The sequence below is a fragment of the Janibacter sp. A1S7 genome (assembly GCF_037198315.1).
Taxonomy (GTDB): domain Bacteria; phylum Actinomycetota; class Actinomycetes; order Actinomycetales; family Dermatophilaceae; genus Janibacter; species Janibacter alittae.
The window spans coordinates 1,007,430-1,023,163 of record NZ_CP144913.1 but is presented as its reverse complement, the minus strand read 5'-3'; the positions used below and the strand labels follow the sequence as shown (position 1 = coordinate 1,023,163).

General features: G+C 72.2%; 12 protein-coding genes. 1 reads left to right on the top strand and 11 read right to left on the bottom strand.

Annotated features, from left to right (window positions below; all coding sequences use genetic code 11):
- Nucleotides 1-33 precede the first annotated feature (33 nt).
- The 11 genes from V1351_RS04950 to V1351_RS04900 all read right to left on the bottom strand — a co-directional run bounded on the left by V1351_RS04950 (nucleotide 34) and on the right by V1351_RS04900 (nucleotide 13,634).
- Nucleotides 34-2,385 (bottom strand): [protein-PII] uridylyltransferase, encoded by a 2,352-nt coding sequence (locus tag V1351_RS04950; RefSeq protein WP_338751289.1) that lies wholly within the window; start codon nucleotides 2,383-2,385, stop codon nucleotides 34-36.
- A 13-nt stretch (nucleotides 2,386-2,398) separates the two neighbouring features.
- A complete protein-coding gene (locus V1351_RS04945; RefSeq protein ID WP_338751287.1) occupies nucleotides 2,399-2,737 on the bottom strand; it encodes a P-II family nitrogen regulator in 339 nt (112 codons plus the stop codon).
- The gene (locus V1351_RS04940) at nucleotides 2,734-4,077 is read right to left on the bottom strand and encodes an ammonium transporter (RefSeq protein WP_338751285.1); all 1,344 of its coding nucleotides are present in this window, start codon (nucleotides 4,075-4,077) and stop codon (nucleotides 2,734-2,736) included. The genes V1351_RS04945 and V1351_RS04940 overlap by 4 nt, the downstream gene beginning before the upstream one ends.
- 205 nt (nucleotides 4,078-4,282) lie before the next feature.
- Nucleotides 4,283-5,755, bottom strand: a complete 1,473-nt coding sequence (gene ftsY / locus V1351_RS04935; protein WP_338752463.1) for a signal recognition particle-docking protein FtsY — start codon at nucleotides 5,753-5,755, stop codon at nucleotides 4,283-4,285.
- A 37-nt stretch (nucleotides 5,756-5,792) separates the two neighbouring features.
- Nucleotides 5,793-6,251, bottom strand: a complete 459-nt coding sequence (locus tag V1351_RS04930) for a DUF309 domain-containing protein (RefSeq protein ID WP_338751283.1) — start codon at nucleotides 6,249-6,251, stop codon at nucleotides 5,793-5,795.
- 4 nt (nucleotides 6,252-6,255) lie between these two features.
- Nucleotides 6,256-8,238: a M13 family metallopeptidase gene (locus V1351_RS04925; RefSeq protein WP_338751281.1), complete on the bottom strand. Its 1,983-nt coding sequence runs from the start codon at nucleotides 8,236-8,238 to the stop codon at nucleotides 6,256-6,258.
- Complete coding sequence (locus tag V1351_RS04920) at nucleotides 8,235-8,471, bottom strand: hypothetical protein (protein ID WP_338751279.1); 237 nt, start codon at nucleotides 8,469-8,471, stop codon at nucleotides 8,235-8,237. The genes V1351_RS04925 and V1351_RS04920 overlap by 4 nt, the downstream gene beginning before the upstream one ends.
- 67 nt (nucleotides 8,472-8,538) lie before the next feature.
- Nucleotides 8,539-12,132 (bottom strand): chromosome segregation protein SMC, encoded by a 3,594-nt coding sequence (smc, locus tag V1351_RS04915; protein WP_338751277.1) that lies wholly within the window; start codon nucleotides 12,130-12,132, stop codon nucleotides 8,539-8,541.
- 103 nt (nucleotides 12,133-12,235) lie between these two features.
- Nucleotides 12,236-12,997: a type I methionyl aminopeptidase gene (gene map / locus V1351_RS04910; RefSeq protein ID WP_338751275.1), complete on the bottom strand. Its 762-nt coding sequence runs from the start codon at nucleotides 12,995-12,997 to the stop codon at nucleotides 12,236-12,238.
- Nucleotides 12,994-13,299, bottom strand: a complete 306-nt coding sequence (locus V1351_RS04905) for a chorismate mutase (RefSeq protein ID WP_338751273.1) — start codon at nucleotides 13,297-13,299, stop codon at nucleotides 12,994-12,996. Before V1351_RS04905 ends, map begins: the two co-directional genes overlap by 4 nt.
- 32 nt (nucleotides 13,300-13,331) lie before the next feature.
- On the bottom strand, nucleotides 13,332-13,634 hold the full coding sequence (locus tag V1351_RS04900) for an acylphosphatase (RefSeq protein ID WP_338751272.1): 303 nt from the start codon (nucleotides 13,632-13,634) through the stop codon (nucleotides 13,332-13,334).
- A gap of 71 nt (nucleotides 13,635-13,705) precedes the next feature.
- Here V1351_RS04900 and V1351_RS04895 point away from each other — a divergent pair, with 71 nt between their 5' ends.
- Nucleotides 13,706-15,688 (top strand): acyltransferase family protein, encoded by a 1,983-nt coding sequence (locus V1351_RS04895; protein ID WP_338751270.1) that lies wholly within the window; start codon nucleotides 13,706-13,708, stop codon nucleotides 15,686-15,688.
- Nucleotides 15,689-15,734: the final 46 nt, after the last annotated feature.

The following is a 15,734-nucleotide window of genomic DNA, read 5'->3' as shown; positions in this document are numbered from 1 at the left end:
CTAGGCTATCTTCCCGCCGGGCGGATCGTGCCCCTACCCGTCACAGGCGTCGATGATCGCCGAGATCGCCCGGGCAACGGCCGCCGGAGCCAGCGGTTCACCCTCCCGGTCGGTCAGCCGGAAGGTGTTCAGGGTCTGGTCGGCGACGGTCGCGACGTGCGCGGAGCGAACGTCCACGTCGGCCTCCCCCAGCGCGCGCCCGATGTCGTGGAGCAGACCCGGGCGGTCCGCCGAGCGCACCTCGACGAGGGTCGACTCGTGCGTCCCCGGCACGACGAAGGCTCGCGTGCCCGCCTGCGAGCGCGCCGGCGTCCGCTCCGGGACCGTCCGGGGGCGTCGCGTGCGCCACAGGTCGACGAGCAGCGACCGGTCCTCCGCGGCGAGTCGGAGGAGACCGGCCACGAGACGCTCCGGCTGCGGGACGTCCCCGCCGGGGGACTCGACGACCCACTCGTCGACCGCGAGATCTCCGACGGTGACGAGCTTGGCCCGGCGGACGACGAACCCCTGGGTGGCAAGCAGTCCGGCCGTGTCGGCGAAGACACCCCGGCGGTCCGGGGCCTGGACGGTCACCGTCCAGCCGAACGTCGATGCCTCGACGCGCACGTGGGCCCGGCCCTCAGCGGCCGCGAGCCGTCCCTCCTCGTCGCTCACCGGGTCGGAGAGCACCGGCACGTCGGCTGCTGGCGCCTGTCCGGTCAGGTGGGCGCGGACCTGACCGGTGAGCGTGTCCACAAGGGTGGCGCGCCAGTCGGTCCACGCGGCCGGTCCCGCCGCGCGGGCATCCGCGATCGTCAACGCGCGCAACAGCTCGAAGGTCTCGGCGTCCTCGCCGACGAGGTCGCAGACCGCGAGGGCCGTGGCCGGGTCGGCGAGGTCGCGCCGGGTGGCGAGCTCGATGAGCATCAGGTGCTCGCGCACGAGCAGGACGACGAGGTCGCGCTCCCCTTCGGGCAGGCCCCACCGGTCAAGGATCGGGCCTGCGAGACCGGCACCGGTCCGCGCGTGGTCCCGCGCCCCGGCGATCTTGCCGATGTCGTGCAGCAGCGCGGCGAGCAGCAGCAGGTCCGGTCGGGCCACGTCACGGGAGAGGGCGCCGGCCTGCTCGACGGTCGCGAGGAGGTGGCGGTCGACGGTGTGCTCGTGGACGGGGTTGCGCTGCGGGCGGCAGCGCACGCCGGCCCACTCGGGCAGCCACCGCTCGATGACCCCGACCTGGTCCAGGCCCTCCCAGACCGGGGCGAGACCGGACCTGCTCGCGAGCAGGTCGGTGAGGAGGGAGAGCACCTCGGGCGCCCACGGCTCGAGCGGCTGCGGCGACCGGGCGAGGTTGGTCAGGGTCATCGGGGCCAGGGGCAGCTGGCTCCGGGCGGCGACGACGGCGGCGCGAAGGGGGAGGCTCGGCTCCGAACTCACCCGCCGGGGGTCGCCGAGGACCACTTCGCCGTCGTGGGCGTGCAGTCCGTGCCCGAGCGGCGTCAGGCGGGGCTGCCGTGGTCCCACCCGCAGCGTCCGGGCGCGCTGGCTCTGCCCGGCTCGACGCATCGTCGACTCCAGCGCCCACGCGATCGTGCGCGCAGCACTCGAGACCTTGGTGAGCAGGTCATCCGGGTCGGTGAGGCCCAGCAGGGCGGTGACCGCGTCGTGCTCCTGCGCGACGAGCCGGTCCCGGCCACGACCGGTGACCACGTGCAGGGCATCGCGCACGTCCAGGAGACACTCCAGTGCCGGGTCGACACTCCCGTGCGGCTGGTCGGCCAGCCAGGCCCGGGTCAGGGCTCGGAGCACCGTGACGTCCCGCAGCCCGCCGAGGGCCTCCTTGAGATCCGGTTGCAGTTGTTGGCTGAGGTCGCCGTGACGCCGGTGCCGCTCGCGGACGGTCTCGACGAAGGCGGGCAGGCGCGTCCGGGCCCGCGAGCGCCAGTCGCGCCCCACCCCGGAGCGCACGGTCTCGACGAGGGCGTCGTCGCCGGCGACGACGGTGAGGTCGAGCAGAGCGGTGGCGGCCGAGAGGTCCTCTCCCGCCACGGCTCGGCACTGGGCCACCGAGCGCACCGAGTGGTCCAGGACCAGACCCGAGTCCCACACGGGGTACCAGAGGCGGTCCGCCAGCTCGGTCAGGTCCCCGGCCGGGATGCTGCGCCCGTTGTGGACCAGCACGAGGTCGAGGTCGCTCAGCGGTCCGGACCAGCCGCGGGCGAGCGAACCGACGGCGGCCAGGGCCACCCCTTCGCGCTGCCCCACGGCATCGGTGTAGACGTCGGTGAGCCAGGCCCGAGTCGCGCCGGCGATCGCGGCCCGGCGCACCGGGCCGGCACCCGGGGTGGCGAACACCCGGGTGCCGGCCAGATCGAGGCGCTGGGTCCTGATGTCCTTCGCGGTCATCGGGCCAGGAGGCTCACAGGGCCTCCCCTCCCCTCTCCCCCGTGCGGACGCGGACGACCTCGTCCACAGGAGCGACCCAGACCTTGCCGTCGCCGATCCGGCCGGTGCGGGCCGCCGTGACGATCGCCTCGACGACCGGGGCGGCGTCGACGTCGTCCACGAGGACCTCCAGGCGGATCTTCGGGACGAAGTCCACGACGTACTCGGCCCCGCGGTACACCTCGCTGTGACCGCGCTGCCGACCGAAGCCGCTGGCCTCGCTGACGGTCATGCCGGTGATCCCGAAGGTCTCCAGCGCGTCCTTCACGTCGTCGATCCGGTGGGGCTTGACGATGGCCGTGACGAGCTTCATGAACGGACCTCCGAGGTGTTGACGGCGTCAGCGGCCGAGGCTGGAACGGAGCTGGAGGCCCCGCGGAAGGCGGTCGAGCGGGGGGCGCCGAGGCCGCCGAAGTCGTACCCGGACTCGGCGTGCGCGGTGGCGTCGATCCCGGCGGACTCGTCGTCCTCGCTGATCCGCCACCCCATGGTGACGGCCAGGGCCAGGCCGATGACAGCGGTCACCATGACCGAGAAGGCCACGGCGACGACGGCGATGATGACTTGGACGGCGAGCTGGGCGAAGCCACCGCCGTAGAGCAGACCGGTGTCGGTGGCGAGGAAGCCGATGGCGACCGTCCCCCACAGACCGGCGACGAGGTGCACCCCGACGACGTCGAGGCTGTCGTCGAAGCCGAGGCGGAACTTCAGGCCGACGGCCGAGGCGCAGAAGGCACCGGCGAGGGCACCGAGGGCGATCGATCCCACCGGGGAGACCGAGCCGGCAGCCGGCGTGATGGCCACGAGACCGGCGACGACACCGGAGGCGGCGCCCAGGGAGGTCGGGTGACCGTCGCGGATGCGCTCCACCGCGAGCCAGCCGAGGGTCGCCGCGCAGGTCGCGGTGGTCGTGTTCACCCATGCCAGACCCGCGACACCGTCGGCGCCGTAGGCCGACCCGCCGTTGAAGCCGAACCAACCGAACCACAGCAGTGCCGCCCCGAGCATGACCAGCGGCAGATTGTGCGGGCGCATTGCGACGGTGCCGAAGCCCTGACGACGACCGACGATGATCGCCAGGACGAGGGCAGCGGCGCCCGCGTTGATGTGGACGACCGTGCCACCGGCGAAGTCGATCGGCTCGGCGATCGAGGTGAAGGGCCCGTCACCACCGAGGAGACCGCCGCCCCAGACCATGTGGGCCATCGGGAAGTAGGCGAAGGTGACCCACAGCGCGGAGAAGATCATCCACGTGCCGAACCGGGCCCGGTCGGCGATGGCGCCGCTGATCAGGGCCACGGTGATGATCGCGAAGGTCGCCTGGAAGCCGACGTCGACGACGACCGGCAGACCGCCGTCGATGACGAAGTCGCCGTTGGCGTCAGTGATCGTGTCCGCGAGGCCGAAGTTGGTCACGGGGCTGCCGAAGAGCCCGGCGACGGAGTCGCTGCCGTAGGACATCGACCACCCCCACAGAACGTAGACGACCCCCACGACGGCCATGGCGCCGAACGACATCATCATCATGTTGAGGACGGATTTCGTGCGGACCATCCCGCCGTAGAACAGGGCAAGGCCGGGCGTCATCAGCAGCACGAACGAAGCGCTGACGAGCATCCAGGCGGTGAGGCCGGAGTCGAGTGCTGTTTCCATGGCGCCACTATGGGGCGCAGCGATTGCGCTTCCGGGGCACCGGCGTTACCGCTGTGTTTCGAATCATCGCCACGCGTGAACGTCACGTGACGACGGCACGGCACCGGGAAGACGTGGTGGCCCGACTGACGGCTCGAGGAACGATGGCCAAGAGCCAAGGGCCACCGCGTCCCCCTTCGTCGGGACGCCCTGCGCTGAGGCGCCGTCAGCCGACGATGGCGTCGACGAAGGCCTCCGGGACGAAGGGCGCCAGGTCGTCCGGCCCCTCACCGAGGCCGACGAGCTTGACCGGCACACCGAGCGTGCGCTGCACGGCGACGACGATGCCGCCCTTGGCGGTGCCGTCGAGCTTGGTCAGCACGACGCCGGTGATGTTGACCGCCTCGGCGAAGACCTTGGCCTGGGCCAAGCCGTTCTGCCCGGTCGTCGCGTCGAGGACCAGCAGCACCTCGTCGATCGGGTTCTGCTTCTCGATGACGCGCTTGACCTTGGCCAGCTCGTCCATGAGGCCGACCTTGTTGTGCAGCCGGCCCGCGGTGTCGACGATCACCGCATCGGATTCCATCTCGTGGCCCGCCTTGACCGCGTCGAAGGCGACGGCGGCCGGATCGGCGCCGTCGCGGTCGCTGCGGATGGTCGGCACGCCGACGCGTGCGCCCCACGTCTCGAGCTGATCGGCCGCTGCGGCGCGGAAGGTGTCGGCCGCACCGAGGACGACGTCGCGGTCGTTGGCGACGAGGACACGGGCGAGCTTGCCGACGGTCGTCGTCTTGCCGGTGCCGTTGACCCCGACGACGAGGATGCACGCCGGCCGGCCGTCGACACGGCTGGCCGCGAGGCCGCGGTCCATGCTCGGGTCCACCAGTCGCAGCAGGTCGTGGTAGAGCCAGTCCTTGGCGACCTCGGGATCGGTGGTGCCGTCGACGGAGACGCGCTCGCGCAGCGAGTCGACGAGCTCGGTGGTCGGTTCCATCCCCAGGTCGGCCGCCAGGAGGGTGTCCTCCACGTCCTCCCAGTCCTCCTCGGAGAGCGAGCCCTGGGAGAGCAGCGCGAGCAGGCCCTTGCCGATCGCGCCGTTGGAGCGGGCCAGCCGGGAACGCAGGGAGCGCATCCGGTCCCGGGTCGGGGCGGGGGTGTCCAGCTCGGGCTCGGCAACCGGCTCGGGCTCGGCAACCGGCTCGGGTCCGGTGACCGGCTCGGGCTCCGCCTCCGGGGCGACCTCCGGCTCAGTCGTCGGCTCCGCGGCCGGGGCAGTGGCGGCGGTGCGGGCCCGCTCGTCGGCGTCGGGCTCGACCGGGGTGAAGTCCTCGTCGCTCGGCGCCTCCCGGGCGGCGGGCTCACCGGTGGGGGCCTCGGTGGTCTCCTGCTCGACCGCCGCCCCGAGGGCCGGCTCGGGCGACGTCGGCTTCTCCGCGGGCGCCTCGGGAGCGGGGGGCTCGTCCCCCTTCGCCTCCTCGGGCGGTGCCTGCGGCTGCGCGTGCTCGCTCGGCCGGTCGAGCACGATCGTGCCGCTGCGGTGGTCGGTGGAGCCCTTGGGACGCTCCGGCGGGCGGTGCTCCGGCGGGAGCTCCTTGTTCTTCCCGCCCCTGCCGCGCAGCAGGCCCACTGCCATCCCTCCGAGGAGGATCAGCAGTGCGACGGCCACGAGGATGTACTCGGTCAGCGTGTCGATACCCATCACGGGACCATCTTCGCAGGGTCGCTGCGTGGTTCGGTCAGGCCATCAGGTGTGGCACCGGCGCGTCGGCCGCCGGGGCGTCCGCGACGGCCCGCGCCCAGGCCACGAGGCCACTCACGTCGATGCCGTGCGGCGGGTCCGCGGCGAAGGGGGCGATGGCCTCGCTCCCGCGTCCGGTCACCGTCCGCGCGCCACGCGGGTTGCCGCGCCGCTGATGGGTCAGGCCGACGGCGAGCTGGGCCAGCCCCTGCCACAGAGCGCGCTCGGGCGCCTGTTGCGGCAGCGACTTCCACTGCTCCTCGAGGACCTCGTGCGCGTGGAAGGGCATCTCGCGGTCAAGGTACTCCTGGGCCAGGGTCAGCGCCTCGCACGCGGTGCGATCACGCGCCTCGACCCGCTCGACACCGGCGCTGCCGTGCGACAGCGGTCGGCCGAGTCCGTCGCGCGGTCGGGCGTTCTCCGCCCGCCCGGCGGCGTTGCGGTCCCGGGAGGCCACGGACTCAGAAGAGGCTGACACGCTGCGCCGGGTCGAGCCACATCCCGTCACCCTCGCGGGTGCCGAAGGCCGCGTGGAAGGCATCGATGTTGCGCACGGCGTTGCCACGCACGTCCTGGGGGCTGTGCGGGTCGACCGACAGCAGCCGGATGGCCTCCTCGGTCCGGGCGTCGCCGCACCAGACCCGGGCCCAGTTGGTGAAGAACCGCTGGTCCCCGGTCAGGCCGGAGTCGTCGGTCTGCGCGGCACTCTCGCCGGCCGCGATCCGGTAGGCGGCGTGACCGATGGCCAGTCCCCCGATGTCGCCGATGTTCTCCCCGACCGTCAGGGCGCCGTTGACGGTGTGGCCGGGCGCATGCCGCGTCTCGCGGACGTCGAACTGCTCGATGAGGGCGTCGCGTCGCTCCTCGAAGGCCTCCCGATCGGACTCGGTCCACCAGTCGCGCAGGTTGCCCTGACCGTCGAAGGTCGAGCCGGCGTCGTCGAAGCCGTGCCCGATCTCGTGGCCGATGACCGCACCGATGCCGCCGTAGTTGTCGGCGTCATCGCCCTCGGCGTCGAAGAAGGGCGGCTGGAGAATGGCCGCGGGGAAGACGATCTCGTTCAGCCCGGGGTTGTAGTAGGCGTTGACCGTCTGCGGGGTGAGGAACCACTCGTCGCGGTCGACCGGGCCACCGAGTTTGCCGAGCGCCCGGTCGACCTCGAAGGCGGCGACCCGGCGCACGTTGCCGACGAGATCGCCCTCGACGATCTGCAGGGCGGAGTAGTCGCGCCACCGGACGGGGTGGCCGATCTTCGGCGTGAACGCCTCGAGCTTGCGCAGGGCCTCCTGCTGGGTCTGCGGCCCCATCCACGTGGACTGCGCGAAGGACCGGCGGAAGGCTTCGACGAGGTTGTCGACGAGGGCGACCATCCGCTCGCGGGCGACCGGCGGGAAGTGGCGCTCGACGTACAGCTCACCGACCGCCTCGCCGAGGGAGGCGTCGACGAGGGAGACGCCACGCTTCCACCGGGCACGCTGCTCGGGGATCCCCGAGAGGGTGCGACCGACGAAGTCGAACTCCTCCTCGACGATGCGACCGTCGAGGTAGGCGGCCAGGGACTGCACGATCCGCAGACGCAGCCAGTCGCGCCATGTGGCCAGGTCGACCGAGTTGAGCAGGCAGGACAGCCCGCGCAGGTAGTCCGGCTGCCGCACCACGACCTCGGCGAAGGGGGTGGCTGCCCCGAGCGCCGTGGCCCAACCGGCCCAGTCGATCTGCGGCGTCAGCTCGGCGAGCTCGTCGGCACCCATCAGGGTGTAGGTGCGGATCGGGTCACGGTTGGCCACCCGGTCCCAGTGGTCCTCCGCCAGTCGGGTCTCCAGGTCCACGACCCGCTCGGCCGCGTCCGCTGCGGCATCCTCGTGCATCCCGGTCGCCAGGGCGAGCAGTCGTGCAACGTGGCCCCGGTAGGCGGTGACCGTCGCCTCGTGCTGCGACTCGCGGTAGTACGACTCGTCGGGCAGCCCGAGACCGCCCTGCTCCAGGTAGACGACGTAGCGCGAGGAGTCCTTGTCGTCGGTGTTGACGAAGGGCAGGACGAAGCCGCTGACCCCGTCCCGGGCCAACCGGCCGGTGAGCGTGACCAACTCGGTCACGGAGCCCACCTCGTCCACGGCGGCGAGCAGCTCGGCCAGCGGGCCCGCCCCGAGCTCGTCGGCGCGCTCCTCGTCGAGGAAGGAGCGGTAGAGCGCACCGACCTTGCCGGCGATCGAGTCGCTCGGGCTCTCGGGATCGGCGCCGACCTCCTCGATGAGGGTGCGAACATCATCCTCGGCACGCTCGCGCAGCACGTCGAAGACGCCGTAGCGCCCACGGTCCGCGGGGATCTCGACGTTCGCCAACCAGTGGTTGTTCACGTGGCCGAAGAGGTCGTCCTGCGGACGCACCCCCGGGTCGACGGGGCTGCGGAAACTCAACGGTGCCGCGGTGGACGTGTCGGTCATGAGGCCTTTCGGTTGCTCGACGTGCTCGACCGTCGCGTCGGGGTGGCCTGCGAGACGGCGTCGGAGGCGCGGCTGGTCGCGCCGTCCGTGGTCTCACGGACCTTGACGACCACGCGTTCACCACGGGCGGTCAGGATCTCACGCCCGTCCCGGCGGGCAGGGATCGCGGCGGCGGCCATCACCACGACGGAGAGGACGAGGCAGATCAGCAGCCCCACGATTACGGCGGTCATAGGGACATAGTCCACGTCGTGGCCCCACCGCTCAACTCGACAGGCCGCTGGTGACTCGACCGTGATCTCAGGCGGGCTGCTGCTCGCCCTCGGGTGCCACGTCCCGCAGTCGCTGGCTGACGACGGTGGTGATGCCGTCGCCGCGCATCGAGACCCCGTAGAGCGCGTCGGCCACCTCCATCGTCTTCTTCTGGTGCGTGATGACGATCAGCTGGCTGGAGTCACGCAGCTCGTCGAAGAGCATGATCAGTCGGGCGAGGTTGGTGTCGTCGAGGGCGGCCTCGACCTCGTCCATGATGTAGAAGGGCGAGGGCCTGGCCTTGAAGATGGCCACGAGCAGCGCGACCGCGACCAGTGAGCGCTCGCCACCGGAGAGCAGCGACAGCCGCTTGACCTTCTTCCCCGGCGGCCGGGCCTCGACCTCGATGCCGGTGGTGAGCATGTTGCCCGGGTCGGTGAGCACGAGCCTGCCCTCGCCCCCGGGGAAGAGCCGGGAGAAGACTCCCCGGAACTGCTCGGCGGTGTCGGCGAAGGCCTCGGCGAAGACCTGCTCCACCCGCTCGTCGATCTCGGAGACGATGTCGAGCAGGTCCTGCTTGGACCGGCGCAGGTCCTCCAGCTGCGTGGTGAGGAAGGTGTGCCGCTCCTCGAGCGCGGCGAACTCCTCCAGCGCGAGCGGGTTGACCTTGCCCAGCGACTTCAGCCCGCGCTCGGCCGTGCGCAGGCGCTTCTCCTGGACGGCACGCTCGTAGGGCTGCGGCTGCGGGAAGTCCTCCGACTCCGGGTCCTCGTCGGGACCCGCGACGTGCGGTACCAGCTGGTGCGGGCCGAACTCCTCCATGAGCACGTCCGGGTCGACGCCCAGCTCCTCGACGGCCCGGGTCTGCAGCTGCTCGATCCGCGCGATCTGCTGGGCCCGGGCCACCTCGTCGCGGTGCACCTCGTCGGTCAGCTCGCGCAGCGCGTCCTGCTGCTCGGTCAGCTCGGTGCGCAGGACCCGCAGGGCCTCGTCGCGCTCCACGCGGGCCGACTCCCCCGCGTCGCGCTCACGTGTGGCGTCCGCGGCCGCGGACGCCACACGTGCGGCGGACCATCGCGCGGCGGTCTCGACGGCAGCGGCGACCTCGGCCTCCCGGCGGCGACGCTCCCTTCGCGCGCGCAGGCGCTCACGGGCCGCGATCTCGTTCCGGGCCGCCCCCTCCAGGGATTCGGCGCGGCCGTGCAGCGAGCGGGCCCGCTCCTCCTTGGTGCGCAGGGCCAGGCGGGCCTCGGTCTCGGCCGTGCGAGCGGCGCCGGCCGCGAGCTCGAGCCGATCGCGGTCGTCGGTGGCGTCCTCCCCCTCGTCCTCGGCCGGCTCCTCGGACGCGTCCTCGAGGCGCTGCTCGAGCTCGGCCAGCTCGGCGCGGTCGGACTCGAGCGCGGCCGTGGCCTCGGCGATGGAGGCCCGGGTGCGCTCCGCCTCGGCCCGTGCGGTGCGGGCGGTCGTCCCGAGCCCACCGAGCTGTTCGGCGACAGCAGCCATCCGTGCATCCGACTCGTGGAGCGCCTCCATCGCCGCCTCGCGTGCCTCGACGCGCTGGGCGAGCGTGTCCCGGGCCGTCGTCAGGGCGAAGGTCGACTCCTCGCCGCGCCGGGTGGCGTCCTCGAGCACGGTGCGGGTCTCGTCGACGGCGGCCTGCAGCTCGAGCTGGCTCGGTGCGGCGCTGGACCCACCCCGCACGAAGCCCGGTCCGTAGACGTCCCCGTCCCCGGTGACGACCGTGAGCTCGCCGGTCTCGGCGAGCAGGGCGAGCGCGGCGGCCGTGTCCCCGACGATGGCGACCCGCTCGAGGACCTGCTCGACCGCGGGTCGCACCTCGGTCGGTGCCTCGACGACGTCGAGGGCCCAGACGGCGTGCGGAGGGAGGGACGGCCATCCCGCGCGGCCCGCCGGTCGGGCGGTGGCGCCGACGACCAGGTGCGCACGGCCGGAGTCCTCGGTGCGCAGTCGCTCGACGGCGCGGGCGGCGGCGTCGACGCTGCCGACGGCGAGGGCGTTGCCGGCCTGGTCCAGGGCGGCGGCGACGGCGGCCTCGTGGCCACCGCTGACGGCGACGAGCTCGGCGACGGAGCCGAGGATCTCGTGCTCGGCAGCGGATGCCTCCTTCAGTGCCTCGACGCCGTCCTTGCGACGCAGGCTCAGCTCGAGGGCCTCGAGGCGGGCCTGGGCCGACTGTCGGTCACGCTCAGCGGCACGCCCCGCCTCGGTGATCTGCTCGACCTGCGTGGCAGCCTCGTCGTGGGCCGCGGCCGCCCTCTCGTAGGCCTCGTCGAGACCTTCCTCGCTGCCCTCCTCGTCCGCGATCGTGCTCTCGAGGCGGGTGAACTCCTGCTCGGCCTCGTCGGCCCGGGACAGGGCGGTGGCCACGCTCTCGCGGAGTCGGCCGATCTCGGCCTCCGCGGCCTCGATCCGGGAGCGGCGGGCGCCGACCTGGCCAGCCAGACGGGCCAGGCCCTCCCGGCGGTCGGCGGCGCGCTGGACGAGCGCGGCGATGCGCTGCTGCTCCGCCGCGAAGGCCTTCTCGGCGTCCTCGCGGGCCGCGACGGACGCGGCGAGCTGATCGGTGGCCTCGGCGATCTCGGCGCGCAGGGCGTCCTCGTCCTCGCGGGCGCGGGCGGCCTGGGCGCGCAACGCCTCGGGGTCGCGGCCACTCGTGGTCTCGACCTCCTCGTCCTGCCCGAGCAGTCGTACCCGCTCGGCGGCGAGCTCGGCGGTCGCGGTGAGCTTGTCGGTGAGGGAGGCCAGTCGCACGGCGCGATCCCGGGCTGCGGTGAGCTCGACGGTCGCGGCGGCCCCGGCCTCCTCGTGTGCGGCGATCCGGGTGCGGACCGCGAGGACGGCCTCCTCGAGGGCCTTGCGGCGGGCGAGCATGGCCTCCTCTTCGGCCACCTCCTGCTCGAGCGCAGAGGTCATCCGCACGAGGTCGTCGGCGAGCAGCCGGTGGCGCGCGTCGCGGGCGTCGGCCTGGATGACCGCGGCCCTGCGGGCGGTCTCGGCCTGACGACCCAGCGGGCCGAGCTGGCGACGGATCTCGGAGGTGAGGTCGGCGACGCGGGAGAGGTTGGCCTCCATCCCGTCGAGCTTGCGCAGCGCCTTCTCCTTGCGCTTGCGGTGCTTGAGGACGCCCGCGGCCTCCTCGATGAACCCGCGCCGGTCCTCGGCCGTGGCCCGCAGCACGGCGTCGAGCTGTCCCTGCCCGACGATGACGTGCATCTCGCGGCCGATGCCGGAGTCGGAGAGCAGCTCCTGGATGTCGAGCAGGCGGCAGGAGGTGCCGTTGATCGCGTACTCGGAACCGCCGTTGCGGAACATCGTGCGGCTGATCGTCACCTCGGTGTAGTCGATCGGCAAGGCCCCGTCGGTGTTGTCGATCGTCATCGTCACCTCGGCGCGCCCCAGTGCCGCACGACCGGTGGTGCCGGCGAAGATGACGTCCTCCATCTTGCCGCCGCGCAGGGACTTCGCCCCCTGCTCACCCATCACCCAGGCGAGCGCGTCGACGACGTTGGACTTGCCCGAACCGTTGGGGCCGACGATGCACGTGATGCCCGGCTCGAGGCGCAGGTGGGTCGATGAGGCGAATGACTTGAAGCCCTTGAGGGTGAGGCTCTTGACGTACACGAGCTGGACTCTCCTCGGGCAGACGGGGATGACGATCCCGGTCACTCTACTTGCGTGGCCCGGGCACGGCGCTCTCCCGCAGGTATGGCCGGTCGCGCAGGGATCAGCCGGTGAGGACGACCGGGTCGCCGTCGGTGATGGCGATGGTGTGCTCGCTGTGGGCGCCGCGGGAGCCGTCCCCGCTGCGCAGGGTCCAGCCGTCGGGGTCGGTCCGGATCTCGTCCGTGCCGGCCATGAACCACGGCTCGATGGCGATGACCAGGCCGGGGCGAAGGGGGATCCCGCGCCCGGCGCGGCCGTCGTTGGCCACGTGCGGGTCACCGTGCATCGTCCGGCCGACGCCGTGGCCGCCGAACTGGGTGTTGACGGAGTAACCCTCGGTGCGGGCGACAGCACCGATCTCCGCGCTGATGTCACCGAGCTTCTTTCCGGGGCGGGCGATGTCGATGGCCGCAGCCAGGGCGCGCTCGGTGGTGTCGATGAGGCGCAGGTCCTGCGGGTCGGGCGTCCCGACGACGAAGGACCTCGCTGCGTCGCCGACCCACCCGTCCACCTCGACGGCGAAGTCGACCGACAGCAGGTCCCCGTCACGCAACCGGTAGTCGTGCGGCAGCCCGTGGAGCACCGCGTCGTTGACCGAGGTGCACAGCACCTTGCCGAAGGGCATCGCCCCGAAGGAGGGGTGGTAGTTGATGTAGCAGGACGTGCCGCCGGCCCGACGGATCATCTCGTGGGCGAGTGCATCGAGCTCGAGGAGGTTGGTCCCCACGTCGGCGGCGTCGACGAGCGCGTCCAGGACCGACTTGACCAGCCGACCCGCGGGGCGCATCGCCTCGATCTCCTCGGGTGTCTTCAGCTCGATCATGACTCGGTTCCCCTCGTCCCGCTGGCGATCCGCTCGTGGTGGTGGATGACCTCGGCGATGACGAAGTTCAGGAACTTCTCCGCGAAGACCGGGTCGAGGCCGGCCTCGTCGGCCAGGTCCCGCAGCCGCGCGATCTGACGCTCCTCGCGGGCCGGGTCCGCCGGGGGCATCCGGATGCGGGCCTTCAGCTCGCCGACGCTCTGCGTCGCCTTGAACCGTTCGGCGAGCAGGTGGATGAGCGCAGCGTCGATGTTGTCGATGGACTGCCGCAACCGCAGCAGATCAGGATGGGTCTCACTCACCCGCACAGGTTAGGCCACGCAGGCGGCCCACCTCACTTCTCCACGAAGCCGACGATCCCACCGCGGGGCTCCTGGTCCACCCGACCGACGGACGTCACCCGGCCGGGCCGAGCGGTCGTGGACACCTCCTCCCGCAGGATCGAGTCGAGGCGGTCGAGATCCTCGGGTGGCCCCTCCGCGACGACCTCGACGCGGCCGTCATCCATGTTGCGGGCATGGCCCACGAGTCCGATCTCGAGCGCACGCGCCCGGGTCCACCACCGAAAGCCCACCCCCTGGACGTGGCCGCGGACGAACCAGGTCGCGCGGGCGGACGCGTTCTGCTGGCACCTCATGGGAGCGAAACTACCGTCCGTGTCGGTGCGCCTCCCCCACCCCGCGGCGTCCAGTGCCTACCGTCGGCCCCGTGGCCCCCACCTCCACCACCGAAGACGCCACGGTGGCGTCGGTCGCTCCGTCCGCGTCCACGACCGTGGCCCCGACGCGACCCCCGCGCGGTCACCTGTCCGGGCTGGACGGTCTGCGTGCACTCGCGATCATCGCCGTCATCGTCTTCCACCTCGACCCCGACTGGCTGCCCGGCGGTTTCCTCGGGGTGGACATCTTCTTCGTCATCTCCGGCTTCCTCATCACGACGCTGCTCGTACGTGAGCACCGCAGCACCGGCAGGGTCGACCTGCGCGGGTTCTGGACCCGGCGCGCCCGTCGCCTGCTGCCGGCGCTGGTCATCGTCGTACCGGTCGCCATCCTCATCGCCCGCACGGTCGAGACCGACCTGCTCGTCGGGATCCGGCGGCAGGCCGTCGGCGCGCTGACGTTCTCGACCAACTGGCTCGAGATCGCCCACGGCAGCAACTACTTCGCCGCGACCTCACCGCAGTTGTTCATGAACTTCTGGAGTCTGGCGGTCGAGGAGCAGTTCTACCTCTTCTGGCCGCTGGTGGCCCTGGCCCTCCTCGCCGTGCACCGGCGGTTCGCCCTCACCGAGGAGGTCATGGCCACGCTCGTCCTGGGGATCGGGGTGGCCTCCGCGCTCCTCATGGTCGTCAGCTTCGACCCGGCCAATGCCACTCGCGCCTACTACGGCACCGACACCCACCTGTTCGGGCTCATGCTCGGGGCAGCCCTGGCGATCATGTGGACCGGTCCGGTCCGTGCCTGGACCGCCACGGCCCAGTGGCGCCAGCGCCGCACGTGGCTGATCTGGGGCTCCGTCGTCACGATCGCCGCCCTGCTCCTGCTGGCCGGGGAGGGCAGCGCATGGACCTTCCGCCTGGGCATCCCGTTGATCTCCATCGCGACCGCCCTGCTCGTGCTCGCCGCCGTCGAGCGACCCGGCCCCCTTCGCTCCGTCCTCGAGCTCGCCCCCCTGGTGTGGATCGGCACCCGGTCCTACGGCATCTACCTCTGGCACTGGCCGGTCATCCTCATCATCAACCAGGACATCCCCACCAACGCGGGTACCGACGAGTTCATCTGGACCCGGGTGTGGGCGGTCCTGGTCACGCTCGCCCTGGCCGACCTGTCCTTCCGGTTCGTCGAGACCCCGGTGCGGCGGCGCGGCTTCCGCGGCACCCTGCGCCACGTCGCGACCTCGCTCGGCTCCCTCTCCCTGGGCGGCCGTCGGGCCATCACCGGCACCGTGGTCGCGGTCGCCGCAGTGCTGGCCTTCGTCGTCATCACCGCCCCCGACATCAGCCGCACCCAGCAGATGATCGAAGACAACCAGACCCGGATCGCGCAGCAGTCAGACGACTCCCCCTCGCCCGACGCGAGCGCAGCCTCGGCTCCGGCGAAGTCCTCGGGCTCGGACGACGCCGAGGACCGGGACGGCACGCTCGATTCTGCGGACCGCAAGGCGGACTTCACGATGCCCACCGGCGACGAGATGCAGATCTTCGGCGACTCCATGGTCGTCGGCGCGGTCCCCGCCCTCGAGTACTACTTCCCCGGCGTGCGGATCGACGCCCAGTCCAACCGCCAGTGGAGCGACGGGCTGTCGGCCGTCACCGCGGCGCAGGACTCCCTCCGCCGGGCCGTGGTCCTCGCCTTCGGCACCAACGCCGGCACCGACCCGGAGACGGTGGAGGCGATTCTCGACGAGATCGGTCCCGACCGGATGGTCGTGCTGGTCAACCTGCACGCCGACCGCCTCTCACGCATCGACGGGGACAACTCGGCCCTGGCGGAGATCGCCGAGGAGCACCCCAACGTCACGATCGCGGACTGGGACTCGGCCGTGGCCGCCGAGGACCTGCAGCCCGACGGCATCCACCCCTCGCTGGGCGGTGCACACACGTACGCGGCGACCATCCGGCAGGCCTTCGCCGATCTCTCCGAGCAGCACACCGGCACCGCGGTGCCCCTGAAGGACCTCCCCCGGCCCTGATCAGACCCCTCGGGGCCGGACCTGGCAGCGCGGGCAGTCCCGGTGC

What these genes read in the sequence shown, in the direction of transcription:
- V1351_RS04950 (WP_338751289.1), bottom strand. Translation starts at nt 2,385, where the DNA reads ATGACCGCGAAGGACATCAGGACCCAGCGCCTCGATCTGGCCGGCACC.
- V1351_RS04945 (WP_338751287.1), bottom strand. Translation starts at nt 2,737, where the DNA reads ATGAAGCTCGTCACGGCCATCGTCAAGCCCCACCGGATCGACGACGTG.
- V1351_RS04940 (WP_338751285.1), bottom strand. Translation starts at nt 4,077, where the DNA reads ATGGAAACAGCACTCGACTCCGGCCTCACCGCCTGGATGCTCGTCAGC.
- ftsY (WP_338752463.1), bottom strand. Translation starts at nt 5,755, where the DNA reads ATGGGTATCGACACGCTGACCGAGTACATCCTCGTGGCCGTCGCACTG.
- V1351_RS04925 (WP_338751281.1), bottom strand. Translation starts at nt 8,238, where the DNA reads ATGACCGACACGTCCACCGCGGCACCGTTGAGTTTCCGCAGCCCCGTC.
- V1351_RS04920 (WP_338751279.1), bottom strand. Translation starts at nt 8,471, where the DNA reads ATGACCGCCGTAATCGTGGGGCTGCTGATCTGCCTCGTCCTCTCCGTC.
- map (WP_338751275.1), bottom strand. Translation starts at nt 12,997, where the DNA reads ATGATCGAGCTGAAGACACCCGAGGAGATCGAGGCGATGCGCCCCGCG.
- V1351_RS04900 (WP_338751272.1), bottom strand. Translation starts at nt 13,634, where the DNA reads ATGAGGTGCCAGCAGAACGCGTCCGCCCGCGCGACCTGGTTCGTCCGC.